This window comes from Xanthomonas boreopolis (assembly GCF_046529185.1).
Lineage (GTDB): Bacteria > Pseudomonadota > Gammaproteobacteria > Xanthomonadales > Xanthomonadaceae > Pseudomonas_S > Pseudomonas_S boreopolis.
The window spans coordinates 984325-999772 of the sequence record NZ_CP097162.1 but is presented as its reverse complement, the minus strand read 5'-3'; the positions used below and the strand labels follow the sequence as shown (position 1 = coordinate 999772).

Sequence of the window (15448 nt, the reverse complement as noted above, 5' to 3'; positions counted from 1 at the left end):
GCCACGCGTCGGATCCGCGAAAAACGCCGCGAAAGCGGCGTTTTTTCGTTCGGGCCCGCCGCCTGCTTTTTGTGGGATCGGCTTCAGCCGCGGCGGGGTTTTTCAGCCGCTCCCACAAAAGCCCGCCAGGCCGGCCATCAACGATGGTCAACCCGCGAACCCGCCCTCGTCGAGGAAGCGCTGCTCCTCCGGCGTCGTGTCCCGCCCCAACGCCGCATTGCGGTGCGGGAAGCGCCCGAAGCGCGCGATGATGTCCCGGTGCAGCAGCGCCCATTCGGCGGCGCCCTCGCCGGGCAGGGCGCGATGCAGTTCGACCGAACGCGCCTGGTCGGCCGGATCCTCGCTGTGCTCGAACGGCAGGTAGAAGAACATCCGCAGCGAAGGGGCGACCTCGTAGTCGTAGCCGGCCTCGATCGCGCGGCGCGCATAGTGCCGCGCCAGGCCGTCGGTGGCATAGGCATGCGCGCCGCCGCGGAAGCAGTTCCGCGGGAACTGGTCGAGCAGGATCATCAGCGCCAGCGCGCCGTCGGCGCTGTCCATCCAGTGCTCGCATTCGCGGCGCGCGGCCGCGTGGTGCAGCTCGAGGAAATGCTGGCGGAAATTGGTGTCGAACGACTCGTTCTTCGAGAACCAGCGCTCCGGCCCCGCGCGCTCCCAGAACTCGCATACGGAGGCGATGTGCTTGCGTGTATCCGCGGGTTTCATCGAGCGGTCTCGGGGGTGCGGGCCGCCGCACAGCATGCCCGTTCCCGGTCAAGGGCACCCGCTGCGCCGCGTCACGGCGGGCCGGGAGCGTGACCTATGGGGCTTGGCAAGCCCGCCCCGCGCCGGCTAGCGTCGTGGCCGCTGCACGCAATCCATCCGGGGAAAAACCTGATGCGCCACTTCCTGCTCGCCGGCCTGGCCGGCGTCCTGCTGTGCGGGCCCGCGGCCGCGGCCTCGCGCTTCGTCGCCGATCCCTATCCCAGCACCTACGCGCCGCTCGCCTCCGGCCCGGTGCTGATCGAACACGCCACCGTGCTGACCGGGACCGGCCAGCGCCTGGACGATGCCGATGTGCTGCTGGCCGACGGCAAGGTCCAGGCCGTCGGCCGCGGCCTGCCGCCCCCCGCCGGCGCCGCCCGCGTCGACGGCAGGGGCAAGTGGGTGACGCCGGGCATCATCGACGTGCACTCGCACCTGGGCGTCTATCCCAGCCCCGGCGTGAAGGCGCACAGCGACGGCAACGAGATGACCGCGCCAGTCACTCCCAACGTCTGGGCCGAGCACTCGGTCTGGCCGCAGGATCCCGGCTTCCTGACCGCGCTGGCCGGCGGCATCACCTCGCTGCAGGTGCTGCCGGGCTCGGCCAACCTGATCGGCGGGCGCGGCGTGACCCTGAAGAACGTGCCCGCCACGACCTACCAGGCGATGAAGTTCCCCGGCGCGCCGTGGGGCCTGAAGATGGCCTGCGGCGAGAATCCCAAGCGCGTCTACGGCCAGAAGGGCGGCCCGGCCACGCGCATGGGCAACGTCGCCGGCTATCGCGCCGCCTTCATCGATGCGGCCGAGTACCTGCGCAAGAACGCACCGAAGAAGCAGCCCGCCAAGCACCACTGGTGGAGCCGCGGCGGCGACGACGACAGCAGCGGCGACACCGGCGGCAAGCGCGACCTCAAGCTGGACACGCTGGCCGGCGCGATCAACGGCGACATCCGCGTGCACATCCACTGCTATCGCGCCGACGAGATGGCGACGATGATCGACCTGTCCAAGGAATTCGGCTTCCACATCGCCGCGTTCCACCATGCGGTGGAGGCGTACAAGATCGCCGACCGGCTCGCGCAGGAACGCATCTGCGGCGCGATGTGGGCCGACTGGTGGGGCTTCAAGATGGAGGCCTTCGACGGCATCCAGGAGAACATCGCGCTGGTCGACCGCCCCGCCGACAGCTGCGCGATCGTGCATTCCGATTCGGAGGAAGGCATCCAGCGGCTCAACCAGGAAGCGGCCAAGGCGATGGCCAGCGCGCGCCGCGCCGGGCTCCAGGTCGCGCCCGAGCACGCCATCGCCTGGATCACCCTCAACGCGGCCAAGGCGCTGGGCATCGAGAAGCAGACCGGTTCGCTGGAGCCGGGCAAGATGGGCGACGTCGTGGTGTGGAACGGCAGCCCGTTCAGCTCGTATGCGCTGGCCGAGAAGGTCTACATCGACGGTGCGCAGGTCTACGACCGCCACGACCGGAGCTTGCAGCCGGTCTCGGACTTCATGCTGGGCCAGGGAGGTGCGCCGTGATTCGCCTTGCTTTCGCTCGCCTTGCCTTGGCCCGCATTGCTTCTGCCCGTCGTTCCCGCGAAGGCGGGAACCCAGGGACGTCGCCGTGGACTTCGCATGCAGGGACGTGCCCCGGTTTTCCTGCAGGAGAACGGAAGAAGCGAGGCCGCTGGGTTCCCGCCTTCGCGGGAACGACGGCCTTGCTGCTGTCGCTGTTCTGGTCCGGCCACGCTATCGCGCAAGACGTGCTGATCCGCGACGCCACCGTGCACACCGCCACCGCGCAAGGCACGCTGCAGCATGCCGACGTGCTGGTGCAGGGCGGCACGATCCGCGCGATCGGCCACGGCCTGGCCGCGCCGGCCGGTGCCAGCGTGGTCGAGGCCGCGGGGCGGCCGCTGACGCCGGCCTTGTTCGGCGGCATCACCGAGATCGGCATCGAGGAGGTCTCCGGCGAGGACGCCACCGTCGACAGCGGCCTGAAACTGGCCGACCAGCCGATGCGCCCCGAGTTCGACGCCACCCTCGCCTACAACCCGGATTCGGTGCTGGTGCCGGTGGCGCGCGTGGAAGGCATCGGTTTCACGGCGCTCGGCGCGACGACGTCCGGTGCCTTCGTCGCCGGCCAGGGCGGCGTGGTGCGGCTGGACGGCAGCGCCGATCCGATCGGCCCGCATGCGCTGTTCCTGCGCCTGGGCGCGGATGCGTCCGAACTGACCGGCAACTCGCGCGCGGCGCAATGGATGCTGCTCGACCAGTTGGTCGCCGAGGCGCGCGGCCGCGTGCCGGCCGATTCGCCGCATGCCCTGCTCACCCCGGCCGGCCGGGCGGTGCTGGCGAAGTACCTCGCCGGCCAGGGCCGCATCGTGGTGCAGGTCGAGCGCGCCGCCGACATCCGCCAGCTCCTCCGCTGGGCGCAGCGCGAGAAGGTCCGGATCGCCATCGCCGGTGGCAGCGAGGCGTGGAAGCTGGCCCCGCAACTGGCCCAGGCCAAGGTCCCGGTACTGGTCGAAGCCCTGGCCGACCTGCCGTCCAACTTCGACCAGATCGGCGCGACCCTGGAGAACGCCGCGCGCCTGCGCGCCGCCGGCGTGGAAGTGAGCTTCACCCAGGGCGGCGACGGTTCGCACAACGCGCGCAAGGTGCGGCAGCTGGCCGGCAACGCCGTCGCCAACGGCCTGCCGTGGGACGACGGCCTGGCCGGCCTGACCCGGGTGCCGGCGGAGATCTTCGGCGTCGGCGACCGCATCGGCAGCATCGCGGTCGGCAAGCAGGCCGACCTGGTGCTGTGGGAAGGCGACCCGCTCGACGTGGCCCATTACGCCGAGCAGGTCTGGCTCGGCGGCCGCGCCATCCCGATGCGCTCGCGCCAGACCGAACTGCGCGACCGCTACCTGCGCCAGCAGGGCTCGCTGCCGCGCTCGTATTCGCGTTGAGCACGGACGGGCAGGAGGCGATGCATCGCCCCTGCCCGCCGCACCCGGCCTCAGTTCGCGTTGATGGTCGCGTTGAAGTAGGCCCAGCCGTTGCCGCGCACGACCTCGAAACCGGCCTCGACCACGTGCAGGTACATGGAGTTGTTGTAGCGCCCGTCCTGCGAGCGGTTGGCATGCAGCCAGTTGAGGAACGGCTTCACGTCCAGGTTGAGGCTGCCGCTGGTGGCCAGGTTGGCCTGCCCGGCGGTGCCGGTCGGGATGAAGGTATAGACGTAGTAGCCGGCGCCGCTGTTGTAGCCCTCCCACAGGTCGAAGGTGCGGCCGCCGGCGCTGATCACGCGCGTGCCGGTCTGGGTGCCGATCGGCCACGAATTGTGGTCGCCCCAGATCATCACCTCCAGCTGCGGCGTGCCCTTGTTGGTGTCCCAGCGGAAGAACATGTCGTAGGCGAAGTCGCCGCCGAGGTTGGTGCCGCCAGCCTGGTAGCCGAAGGTCACCGGGATGCTGTTGATAGTCGAGACCCGCTTCGGGAACAGCGTGTCGCTGGTCGGATTCCAGTCGTAGTGCCAGCCGCGCACGATGGCCGGGTAGCCGTAGAGATTGTTGGTGGAGTAATTGAAGGTCACCGTCATCTCGGGCAGGCTGCCGGTACCGAACGAGCCTTGCATGACGTTGTTGGGATCGTTGAAGTTGTTGACCCAGGCGTAGTGGTTGCCGAACACCTTGTACGGCCCGGCCCAGGCGGCCGGCGCGAGCGCGGCCAAGGCCAGCGCCAGCACGACGCGCGAGCGGCGGCGCGGCGATGGCGGTGCGGCGGAACGATCGCGAGACACGTGGTTCGAACTGGCGCGTTGCATGTGGTGCCCTCCCGAGATGGCATCCTGCCCAGGTCCGGGCGGCTCCTGCCGCCGGCCGCGGCCATCGGACCGCAGCCGTGGGCGACCGTAGCAGCCTGTGCACTGCAGCATTCATCACGATTACGCCGCGCCCTATGCCGGTTCGGAAATAGCGAGGCACAGTCGTCGCATCCTGCGTGCGCGGCTTCGTACTTCGGGTCGCGGCGTGGATAATCGGGAAGGATCCAGCGTCCGTTTCCGCCTCTCTCCGGGAACCTGCACCTGCCTCGTCGTGCCCGCCGGAGCGGGAACCGGACATCGCTTGCAGGCCGGGCAACGGCCGGATCCATGAGCCCGCTCGCGCGGGAACCACGGCCCATCGTCCCCAGCGCCGCGAAAGCTCCAAGGAGGACCACCATGCAGCTCCCCTGGTACTTCGACTTCGTTTCGCCGTTCGCCTACCTGCATTGGCAGAAGCTGCAGCGCATGCCGCAGGCGGCCCAGGTGCAGCCGGTCCCGATCCTGCTCGGCGCGGTGCTGGAAGCGACCGGCATCCGGGGCCCGGCCGAGATTCCCGGCAAGCGGCTTTTCACCTACCGCCGCGTGCAATGGCAAGCCGAGCACGACGACGTGCTGCTGCGCTTCCCACCGGCGCATCCGTTCAATCCGCTCCCGGCCCTGCGCCTGTGCATCGCGGTCGGCGGGCACGCCCAGGCGGTCGATGCGATCTTCGACTGGATATGGCGCAACGGCTATCCCGGCGACAGCGCCGCCGCGCTCGCCCCGGTGGCCGAGGTGCTCGGGGTCACCGACCCGGAAGCGGCGATCGCCGCGCCGGAGGTGAAGGCGCAACTGCGCGCCAATACCGAGGCCGCCCTCGCCGCCGGCGTGTTCGGCGTGCCCACCCTGGCCATCGGCGGGGAGCTGTTCTGGGGCAACGACGCGCACGGCCTGATCGAGACGGTGCTGACCGATCCCGAGTACCTGGCGCGCGAGCCGATGGCGAGGCTGGCCACGCTGCCGGAGGGCATCCGCCGCGGAGGATAGGCCAAGCCGCTACGCGGCCCGGCATTTTTGCGATAGCTTTCACACTCGAATTGGGACGCAGCAGCCGGAGGGGGCAACGATGCGTATCGGAATCGTGGTGGATTCTGCCTGCGATCTGCCACAGGACTTCATCCAGAAGAACAACATCGTCGTCCTGCCGATCACCGTGCGGATCGGCGAGGCGGTACTGGCCGACCACCGCGACGAGGAGGCCACGCTGGAGTTCCTGCGCGCCCACGTCGCCGAGCGCGGCCACGAAGCCGAGACCACGCCGTTCTCGGTCAACCAGATCCGCGACCTGTTCCTGGAGCGGCTGGTCATCGACTACGACCACGTGTTCTGCCTGACCATCTCCAAGCTGCGCAGCCAGATCTTCGACAATGCGACCCAGGCCAGCTTCGCGATCCTCAACGACTACAAGCCGGTGCGGCAGTCGGCCGGCTACAACTCGCCGTTCGCGTTGCGGGTGATCGACACGCTCAACCTGTTCGCCGGCCAGGGCGTCACCGCCGTGGAAGCGGCGCGCCTGCGCGCGCAGGACGCCAGCGTCGCGCAGATCCGCACGCGCATCGAGCAGTTGGCCGAGAACACCTATGGCTACATGATCCCGCGCGACCTGTACTACCTGCGCGCGCGGGCCCGCGCCAAGGGCGACCGCAGCGTCGGCCTGATCAGCGCCGCGCTCGGCAGCGCGCTGGACATCAAGCCGGTGCTGCGTGCGTACCGCGGCGTGACCGAACCGGTGGCCAAGCTGAAAGGCTTCGAACCTTCGGTGCAGAAGATGTTCGAGTTCACCGCCCGCAAGGTACGCGAGGGCCTGATGACGCCGACCGTATGCGTCGGCTACGGCGGCGAACTCCAAGAACTGCGCGCCCTGCCCGGCTACGCCGCATTGCGCGACGCCTGCGTGGAAAAGGAGGTCGAACTGTTCGAGAGCGTGATGAGCCTGACCGGCATGGTCAACGTCGGCAAGGGCGCGGTCGCCGTGGGCTTCGCGGCCGCACCGCATGGATTCTCGGCCTAGGAGGATCGCGCCATACGGATGACGGCCGACGCCTCACGCGGTCGCCTTGCCCGGGCGGCCTGGACGGCTGCCCATCGGCCTCGCCAGCCCGGCCGCTCCATCCCTCACCCCGCCCAGAGCGACCGCAGCGCCGCAATCCCCTGCGCCCCATGCCGCCGCGCCTCGGCCAGGTGCGACGGATGCAATCCGCCGCCCGCGTAGATCGGCAGCGACACCTTCTCCCGCATCGCCTCGAACGCTTCCCAGCCGAACGGCGCCGCCGGCGCGGACACGCTGGAAAGCACCGGCCCCAACACCGCGAAGTCGCACCCGATCCGCTGCGCCTGCTGCAGGCTGGGCAAATCGTGGCAGGACGCGGCGACCGGCTGTCCGGCTGGCAGCGGCCGCCCGTCGAGGCCCCCCAGCTGCACGGCGTCGAGATGCACGCCGATCCCCAGCTCGCGGGCCAGCGCGATGTCGCCCTCGAGCAGGAGCTGCACCGGGTTGCGCCCCCGCTGCGCCAACACTCGCTCGACCAGATGCGCCCGGCGCGCGGGATCGCGCCCGCGCGTGCACAGGTGCATGCGCCGGACGCCCGCGCGCAGCAACTGCCCGACGCGCTCCAGCCAGCGCTCCTCGTCCGCGCCGGGTTCGGGCGTGACCAGGTAGTGCTCCGGCTGGCGCAGCATCGCGACCACAGGCAGGTCCGCCGGCGGCATCGAGTAGCGCTCGAGCTTCTCCGGGCTCACCCAGGTCAGCGCCTGCCCTTCGCGCCCGCGCGGCTGGCCCTTCCAGCCGTCGATGCGCCGCACTTCCAGGCGCAGGCGCTTGTCCGGATACAGTTGCGGCACTTCCATCAGCCACTCGCCGACCTGGGCCTCGATGCCCAGTTCCTCCTGCAGTTCGCGCACCAGCGCATCTTCCGAGCTCTCGCCCGGCTCGCGCTTGCCGCCGGGGAATTCCCACAGCCCCGGCATGTCCCGGGTCTCGGTACGGCGTGCCAGCAGGATGCGGCCGCGCGCGTCCTGGATGACGCCGGCCACGACATGGATCGATCTCAAGGGTTCAGGCATGCCCGCGACTTTGCCGTGATGGACCGGCGTCGGGCAATAGAGACGGATATCCTTTCAGCACTTGGAGACCCATATCAGTCGTCAAACCAGCCCTACATGGATGCCCAAGAACCTCGTGCTTTCCCCAGGAGGCCCAAGTCGCTGGCTGGGACCCCGCCGATGCGGGGACGACGGTAGAAGGCATATCGCAAGCCCCCCAACCCGCCACAGAACTCTCTGGAGCGGAGCCCCCTTAGTAAGGGGGCGCGGCGACAGCCGCGGGGGATTGGAAGTGTCGAGCCGGGACCCGAACTTCGCCGGGCGAAGTTTGGGGCGCAGCGGGCGAAGCCCGATGCGTGCTCCCCCTTGGTAAGGGGGCGCGGCGACAGCCGCGGGGGATCGGAGGTAAGACCGCGAGCCCGGAATCCGCGTAGCGGATTCCGGGTGCGCAGCCCGTGAAACGGGCTGCGCCACGGTCAGCTCAGCGTCAACTGAGCTGACCGTGGCAGTGCTTGTACTTCTTGCCGCTGCCGCACGGGCACGGATCGTTGCGGCCGACCTTCGGCGCCTCGCGGACGACCTGGGCGACCGCGCCCGCACCGGGACCGCGGCCGGCCACCTCGGCGGCCTCCTCGTCGGCGCCGTAGCCACCCGCCTCCTGGTGCTGGAACTGCGAGGCCAGCAGGCGCGCCTCGGCCTGGCGACGCTCCTGCTCCTCCAGCGCGGCCACCTCCTCCTCGCTGCGGATGCGCACGCGCGCCAGCAGGTTCACCACCTCGCGCTTGACGTTCTCCAGCATCTCCGAGAACAGCTCGAACGCTTCCTTCTTGTACTCCTGCTTGGGCTGCTTCTGCGCGTAGCCGCGCAGGTAGATGCCCTGGCGCAGGTAGTCCATCTTGGCCAGGTGTTCCTTCCAGCCCTGGTCGAGCACGGTCAGCATCACGTGTTTCTCGAGCGCGCGCATGGTCTCGGCGCCGACCGCGGCCTCCTTCTCGGCGAAGTGGCTGGCCACCGCTTCCTGCACCTTCTCGGCGATCTGCTCGGCGTCCAGTTCCTCGTGCTCCGCGGCGATCTTCACCAGCGGCATCTGCACGCCCAGTTCCGCCTCCAGCGTGGCCTCCAGGCCCGGCAGGTCCCACTGCTCGTCCACCGAGTTCGGCGGCACGAAACGCGCGACCAGGTCGTAGACCACGTCGGTGCGGATGCCGTCGATGTTCTCCTTGACCGACTCGGCGTCCAGCAGTTCGTCGCGCTGGGCGTAGATCACCTTGCGCTGGTCGTTGTTGACGTCGTCGAAGTCGAGCAGGTTCTTGCGGATATCGAAGTTGTGCGCCTCGACCTTGCGCTGGGCCTTCTCGATCTGGCGGCTGACCAGGCGGTCCTCGATGACGTCGTCTTCCTTCATGCCCATCATGCGCATCGCCTTCTGCACCCAGTCGGAGGCGAAGATGCGCATCAGGTTGTCTTCCAGCGACAGGTAGAAGCGCGACGAACCCGGGTCGCCCTGGCGGCCGGAACGGCCGCGCAGCTGGTTGTCGATGCGCCGCGACTCGTGCCGCTCGGTACCCACGATGTGCAGGCCGCCGGCGGCCTTGACCGCTTCGTGGCGGCGCTGCCATTCGGTCTTGGCCTTGAAGCGCGCGTCCTCGCCGGCGTCCGGACCCAGCGCCTGCAGCTCCGCCTCCAGCGAACCGCCGAGCACGATGTCGGTGCCGCGGCCGGCCATGTTGGTGGCGATCGTCACCGCGCCGGGCAGGCCGGCGTTGGCGACGATGGTCGCCTCGCGCTCGTGCTGCTTGGCGTTGAGCACCTCGTGCTTCACGCCGGCCTTGCGCAGGTGCTCGGACAGCATCTCCGAGGTCTCGATCGAGGTGGTGCCGACCAGCACCGGCTGGCCGCGCTTGGCGCAATCCTCAATGTCCGCCAGCACCGCGTTGAACTTGCCCTTGCGGTTGAGGAACACCTGGTCCGGATAGTCCTTGCGGATGGTCGGCTTGTTGGTCGGGATCACCACTACTTCCAGGCCGTAGATGCTCTGGAACTCGTAGGCTTCCGTGTCGGCCGTGCCGGTCATGCCGGACAGCTTCTTGTACATGCGGAACAGGTTCTGGAAGGTGATGCTCGCCAGCGTCTGGTTCTCGCGCTGCACGGGCACGCCTTCCTTCGCTTCCACGGCCTGGTGCAGGCCGTCGGACCAGCGCCGGCCCGGCAGCGTGCGGCCGGTGAACTCGTCGACGATCACCACCTCGCCGTCGCGCACGATGTAGTCCACGTCGCGCTGGTAGATCGCATGGGCACGCAGCGCCGCGTTGAGGTGGTGGACCACGCTAAGGTTCTGCGCCGCGTACAGCCCCTCGGCGTCGCCGCCGATGATGCCGGCCTGGCGCAGCAGCTCCTCGGCGCGCTCCATGCCGGCTTCCGACAGGTGCACCTGCTTGGACTTCTCGTCCACCCAGTAGTCGCCCTCGCCTTCCTCCTCGGCCTGGCGGGTCAGTTGCGGCACGATCCGGTTGACGCGGATGTACAGCTCCGGCGATTCGTCGGCCGGGCCGGAGATGATCAGCGGGGTGCGCGCCTCGTCGATCAGGATCGAGTCCACCTCGTCGACGATGGCGTAGTGCAGGCCGCGCTGGTAGCGGTCGGCCTTGGACAGCGCCATGTTGTCGCGCAGGTAGTCGAAGCCGAACTCGTTGTTGGTGCCGTAGGTGATGTCGGCCGCGTAGGCGGCATGCTTGTCGCTGTGCGGCATGCCCGGGTAGACCACGCCCACGCTCAGGCCCAGCCAGTTGTACAGCTTGCCCATCTGCGCGGCGTCGCGGCGGGCCAGGTAGTCGTTGACGGTGACCACGTGCACGCCCTTGTCTTCCAGGGCGTTGAGGTACACCGGCAGCGTCGCCACCAGGGTCTTGCCCTCGCCGGTGCGCATTTCGGCGATCTTGCCCAGGTGCAGCACCATGCCGCCGATCAGCTGCACGTCGTAGTGGCGCATGCCGAGCACGCGCTTGCTGGCCTCGCGGCAGACCGCGAAGGCCTCGGGCAGCACCTTGTCCAAGGTCTCGCCGCCGGCGATGCGCTGCCTGAACTCGGGGGTCTTGGCCTGCAACTCCGCATCGGAGAGCTTCTCCAGCTCCGGCTCGAGGGCATTGATCTTGGCGACGATCCGGTTGAGCTGGCGGAGCAGGCGTTCGTTGCGACTGCCGAAGACGCGGGTAAGCAGGCTGTTGATCATTGAATAAACCGGTTGAAAAGGAACGGTTCGACCGGCGCCGGCTCCCCTGGACCCGAGCGCCGTAAACGAAACAGGGCGCAATGCGCCCTGTCTCTGGCAACGCCTCATTGTAGCTTGGGGCGGCCCCGGGTGATTCAAGCCCGCATCACCGGCGATCCCGGGAGCGCCGGGCCCGCCGCCGGGCGGGACGAGGCTCAGCCGCGGCCGCTGCGCCCGACCGGCGTGGTGCTGTCGCCCAGGAACTTGCGCGGGTTCATCACCCGCCCGTCCTTCCAGACCTCGAAATGCACGTGCGCGCCGGTGGAACGGCCGGTCGACCCGGCCTTGGCGATCTGCTGGCCGGCGCGCACCAGGTCGCCGACCTTCACCACCAGCCGCGAATTGTGCGCGTAGCGGGTCACGTAGCCATTGCCGTGATCGACCTCGACCACGTTGCCGTAGCCGCTGCGGACGCCGGAAAAGCTGACCACGCCATCGGCCACCGCCAGCACCGGGTCGCCGACGTTGGCGTGGAAGTCGATGCCCTTGTGCTCGGCCGCGCCGCCGCTGAACGGATCGGCGCGCCGGCCGAAGCCGGAGGTGATGTAGCTGTTCTTGATCGGCGTGCGCGACGGCACCGCGTTCTGTTCCAGCTGGTGGTCGAACATCAGCGACGCCAGCACGTTCAGTTGCTTGCCCGAGGTGGAGAACTGCTGCTCGAGTTGCCCTAGAGACTGCTTGAGGTCCTGGGCCGGCATGTCCTGCATCGGCTCGTCGCCGCCACCGACGCCGACCGGATCCTCGAAGTCGAACTCGCCGTCCTTGAGCTGGCCCATCTCGGTCAGGCGCTGGCCCAGCGCGTTGAGGCGGTTGGCCTGGGCCTGCAGCTCGCCCAGCCGCGCGGCGAGCGCGTTGACCTCGGCCTGCGACTCGCGCCGCACCTTCGCCAGCTCGGCCTGTTGCTGCTCGACCTTGGCCTGCAGGCGGGAATTGTCCACCATGCCCACTGCGACACTGCTGCCGATCCCGGCCAGCAGGCCCACGCCCAGCACGGTGCCCAGCACCACGAGCGGGCGGTTCTCGGCGAAACCCTGGAGCCGCCGCACGAGGCGCTGCCCACCGGTTTCCCTGGATTTGATTACGATCTTCTTCAAAGCCATCTGCGTTGTCATGTCAAAGCCGAACTCCAGCACACCCAACTCTCCCCCCCGGCCGGCCCTCGAGGCCGCGCTGGCGGAAAAGTCTGGCGATCCCCTGCGCAGAGCCCTGTGGCTTGATGCGCTGGATCGGCAGTTGCGCCCCCATCTGCCGCCTTCGCTCGCCAATCGTTGCCGGCTGGCCAACGTGAAGGACGGACAGCTCGTTTTTCTCGTCGAATCCCCGGTCTGGCACGCCAAGTTGCGGCTCGCCGAACACCAGCTCATCGATGCCGCCCACTCCATCGGGCTGAAGGTCACGCGAGTGACCATCAAGACCGCGACCGCTGCGCTGCGTTCCCCAACGCAACAGGATCCACACCGGTCACAACCGATTTCCGAGGCCACGCAGAGAGGACTGCGCGACGCATTGGCGTCCTTGCAGGATGTCGCGCCGACCCGGGAGTCCCCCGCACGTGGAAGTGCGGGCTCTCGCGAAGGACTCGCCAAGAAGCGCTGACGTCCCCGGCTCCGGGAGCCGGCTTCGCGCGTGAAGGGAATGCAAAAAGCCCGCACGCGACCGGACGCATCCTAGCCGCCTTGGCGCGGGCAATCGTTAGATGAAAATTAAGAAAACGTTAAATTCAGCCTATGGGGCCGACGGGGTTCACGTTTCGGGACGGCACCCCTCCCGTTGGGCGACTCAGGCGTAGGCGGGCGAGGCGTAGACCACCGGCGGCGGCGTCGAACCCTCGGGGAAGCTCACCCACTCCCAGGCCGACTGCTCGGCCAGCAGCGCCCGCACCAGCTTGTTGTTGAGCGCGTGGCCGGACTTGAAGCCCTCGTAGTGCCCCAGGATCGGGCCGCCGGCGAGGTACAGGTCGCCGATCGCGTCCAGGATCTTGTGGCGCACGAATTCGTCGGCGTAGCGCAGGCCGTCCTCGTTGAGCACGCGGAACTCGTCGAGCACGATCGCGTTGTCCATCGAGCCGCCCAGGCCGAGGTTGCGCTCGCGCATGTACTCCAGGTCGCGCATGAAGCCGAAGGTGCGGGCGCGCGAGATTTCCTTGATGTAGGCCGCGGTGGAGAACTCGATCTCCTGGCGCGACTGCCGCGCCGGGATCATCGGGTGGTCGAACTCGATGGTGAAACCGAGCTTGTAGCCGTCGTAAGGCTCGAAACGGGCGATCTTGTCGCCGTCGCGCACTTCGATCGGCTGCTTGATGCGGATGAAGCGCTTGGCCGCGTCCTGCTCGACGATGCCGGCGGACTGCAGCAGGAACACGAACGGCCCGGAAGACCCGTCCATGATCGGCAACTCGGCCGAGGACAGCTCCACGATCGCGTTGTCGATGCCGAGGCCGGCGAAGGCCGACATCAAGTGCTCGACGGTCTGGATCTTGGCGCCGTTGCAGGTCAGGCCGGTGCACAGGGTCACCTCGGTCACCAGCTCGCCGCTCGCGGGGACTTCCACCACCGGATCCAGGTCGACGCGGCGGAACACGATGCCATGGTTGGCCGGCGCAGGTCGCAGGGTCATGTAGACCTTGTTGCCGCTGTGCAGGCCGATGCCGGTGGCACGAATCGTGTTCTTCAGGGTGCGTTGCTGGGTCATGACCGGGAGTGTGAAGGACAGGTGCAGACGGGAGCTGAACCGGGCGCGAGGGCGCCGAATTAGCCGAATCTTAACATTTAGCAGGTCCGGATTGCTGCCGTATCACTCGTCGTGGCGCGGTCGGCAAAACCTGCCGGGCCCTTTGGGACCCGGCAGAAAGAGGACCCGGCACGAGGGCCGGCTCTTGTGAGGGACTCACAAGATGATGGTGCCGCGGCGCGGGGTGGACAAGGCCCCACGCCACGTTCAAGCCCCCTCCCCGGAGAGGGGCGGGGTCGGGGCCCCGGACAAGCCCTTGCGCCATCCAACCGCGCAAGGCCACGCCCGTGCCCCCTCCAACGCTTCGCGTCGTCCTCCTCCCCATGGGAGGAAGAGTCCGCTCAGCCGGCCTGGCGACGCAGGACCCGCCGCCGCGCCTGCGAAGGACTGCTTCGCGCGGCGGTGGGCGCCCGGCCGGGGACGGCCAGGCCGGACGCTCCGAAGTCGCCATGCATCGCCATGGATGGCCTCAGTCGGCCTGGCGGCGCAGGAAGGCAGGGATGTCCAGGTAGTCGCTCGGCAGTTCCGCGGTCGGCACGGTCGAGGCCAGCGAGGACGACGAGGCGGCCGCCGTGTCGCTGCTCGGACGGCGCAGGCCCAGGCCCATCGAACCGCCCACCGCGCGCGAAACCGCGTCGCCGCCGTTGTCGTAGTCGCCGAACTCGGCCTGGCCGGTGGTGGCGTTGCGCACCAGCTTGATCGGGGCGCGCTCGCCCGGGCGCTGCGACTGGCGCGACACCGCGCGGTTCAGGCCGGTGGCGACCACGGTCACGCGGACCTCGTCCTGCATGTCCGGGTCCAGCACGGTGCCGACCACCACGGTCGCGTCCTCGGAGGCGAAGCCTTCGACGGTGCGGCCGATCTCGTCGAACTCGGCCATGGTGAAGTCCGGGCCGGCGGTGATGTTGACCAGGATGCCGTTGGCGCCGGCCAGGTTGACGTCGTCCAGCAGCGGGTTCTGGATCGCCGCCTCGGCCGCGGCCTGGGCGCGGTCGTCGCCGCGCGCCGAGCCGGTGCCCATCATCGCCAGGCCCATCTCGCTCATCACGGTGCGCACGTCGGCGAAGTCCACGTTGATCAGGCCCGGGCGCACGATCAGGTCGGCGATGCCCTGCACGGCGCCCTGCAGCACGTCGTTGGCGGCGCGGAACGCCTGGATCATCGTGGCGTTGCGGCCGAGCACGGTGATCAGCTTCTCGTTCGGGATCGTGATCAGCGAGTCGCAGTGCTGGCTCAGCTCCTCGATGCCCTTCAGCGCGACCTGCATGCGGCGACGGCCCTCGAACGGGAACGGCTTGGTCACCACCGCCACGGTCAGGATGCCCATCTCCTTGGCCAGCTGCGCCACCACCGGCGCGGCGCCGGTGCCGGTGCCGCCGCCCATGCCGGCGGTGATGAACACCATGTCCGCGCCCTGCAGCGCGTCCATGATGCGCTCGCGGTCCTCCAGCGCGGCCTGGCGGCCGACTTCCGGATTGGCGCCCGCGCCCAGGCCCTTGGTGACGTTGCTGCCGAGCTGCAGCTGCAGCTTGGCGCCGCAGTTCTTGATCGCCTGCGAGTCGGTGTTGGCGGTGATGAACTCCACGCCCTCCACGCTGCTGTTGACCATGTGCGCCACGGCGTTGCCGCCGCCGCCGCCGACGCCGACGACCTTGATCACCGCGTTCGGTGCCATCTTCTCGATCAGTTCGAAATGTGCCATGTCCGTTGTCCTCTTTATGGTGGAGCCGTGATTCGTGATTGGCGATTGGCGATTCGATGAATCACTTCGGCACCACCACAAATTCCGGCGTTCTCTTGTTGGTTGTTCTACTGCCCTGCTA

Annotated in this window: 12 protein-coding genes; 5 read left to right on the top strand and 7 right to left on the bottom strand. The window is 68.8% G+C overall.

Annotated features, from left to right (window positions below):
- Positions 1-147 precede the first annotated feature (147 nt).
- Positions 148-705 carry a DUF924 family protein gene (locus tag M3M27_RS04490; RefSeq protein ID WP_434027296.1) on the bottom strand — a complete coding sequence of 186 codons (558 nt, stop codon included), beginning with the start codon at positions 703-705 and terminating at the stop codon, positions 148-150.
- 171 nt (positions 706-876) lie between these two features.
- Between M3M27_RS04490 and M3M27_RS04485 the strand changes: the two genes are divergently transcribed.
- Both M3M27_RS04485 and M3M27_RS04480 read left to right on the top strand, forming a co-directional pair.
- The gene (locus M3M27_RS04485) at positions 877-2274 is read left to right on the top strand and encodes an amidohydrolase (protein ID WP_434027295.1); all 1398 of its coding nucleotides are present in this window, start codon (positions 877-879) and stop codon (positions 2272-2274) included.
- 179 nt (positions 2275-2453) lie between these two features.
- Positions 2454-3689: an amidohydrolase family protein gene (locus M3M27_RS04480; RefSeq protein ID WP_434027294.1), complete on the top strand. Its 1236-nt coding sequence runs from the start codon at positions 2454-2456 to the stop codon at positions 3687-3689.
- 50 nt (positions 3690-3739) lie between these two features.
- Here the strand turns inward: M3M27_RS04480 and M3M27_RS04475 are convergent, their stop codons facing one another.
- Positions 3740-4546, bottom strand: coding sequence for a GH12 family glycosyl hydrolase domain-containing protein (locus tag M3M27_RS04475; protein ID WP_140719688.1), 807 nt, complete (start codon positions 4544-4546; stop codon positions 3740-3742).
- A gap of 396 nt (positions 4547-4942) precedes the next feature.
- Here M3M27_RS04475 and M3M27_RS04470 point away from each other — a divergent pair, with 396 nt between their 5' ends.
- Positions 4943-5572 (top strand): 2-hydroxychromene-2-carboxylate isomerase, encoded by a 630-nt coding sequence (locus M3M27_RS04470; protein ID WP_434027293.1) that lies wholly within the window; start codon positions 4943-4945, stop codon positions 5570-5572.
- Between the two features lie 79 nt (positions 5573-5651).
- Positions 5652-6596 carry a DegV family protein gene (locus M3M27_RS04465; protein WP_434027292.1) on the top strand — a complete coding sequence of 315 codons (945 nt, stop codon included), beginning with the start codon at positions 5652-5654 and terminating at the stop codon, positions 6594-6596.
- A 104-nt stretch (positions 6597-6700) separates the two neighbouring features.
- Here the strand turns inward: M3M27_RS04465 and M3M27_RS04460 are convergent, their stop codons facing one another.
- From M3M27_RS04460 to M3M27_RS04450, 3 genes are all read right to left on the bottom strand, one after another.
- Positions 6701-7648, bottom strand: coding sequence for a Nudix family hydrolase (locus M3M27_RS04460; protein ID WP_434027291.1), 948 nt, complete (start codon positions 7646-7648; stop codon positions 6701-6703).
- Between the two features lie 466 nt (positions 7649-8114).
- Positions 8115-10856 carry a preprotein translocase subunit SecA gene (secA, locus tag M3M27_RS04455; RefSeq protein ID WP_434027290.1) on the bottom strand — a complete coding sequence of 914 codons (2742 nt, stop codon included), beginning with the start codon at positions 10854-10856 and terminating at the stop codon, positions 8115-8117.
- A gap of 194 nt (positions 10857-11050) precedes the next feature.
- Positions 11051-11995 carry a peptidoglycan DD-metalloendopeptidase family protein gene (locus M3M27_RS04450; protein ID WP_140719698.1) on the bottom strand — a complete coding sequence of 315 codons (945 nt, stop codon included), beginning with the start codon at positions 11993-11995 and terminating at the stop codon, positions 11051-11053.
- A gap of 10 nt (positions 11996-12005) precedes the next feature.
- Here M3M27_RS04450 and M3M27_RS04445 point away from each other — a divergent pair, with 10 nt between their 5' ends.
- Entirely contained in the window at positions 12006-12491 is a 486-nt protein-coding gene (locus M3M27_RS04445; protein ID WP_140719982.1) for a DUF721 domain-containing protein, read from the top strand.
- A 183-nt stretch (positions 12492-12674) separates the two neighbouring features.
- On the opposite strand, the gene lpxC is transcribed toward M3M27_RS04445, so the two are convergent.
- Both lpxC and ftsZ read right to left on the bottom strand, forming a co-directional pair.
- Positions 12675-13586: a UDP-3-O-acyl-N-acetylglucosamine deacetylase gene (lpxC, locus tag M3M27_RS04440; protein WP_434027289.1), complete on the bottom strand. Its 912-nt coding sequence runs from the start codon at positions 13584-13586 to the stop codon at positions 12675-12677.
- Positions 13587-14094: 508 nt separating this feature from the next.
- Complete coding sequence (gene ftsZ, locus M3M27_RS04435) at positions 14095-15327, bottom strand: cell division protein FtsZ (protein WP_140719703.1); 1233 nt, start codon at positions 15325-15327, stop codon at positions 14095-14097.
- Between the last annotated feature and the right edge of the window lie 121 nt (positions 15328-15448).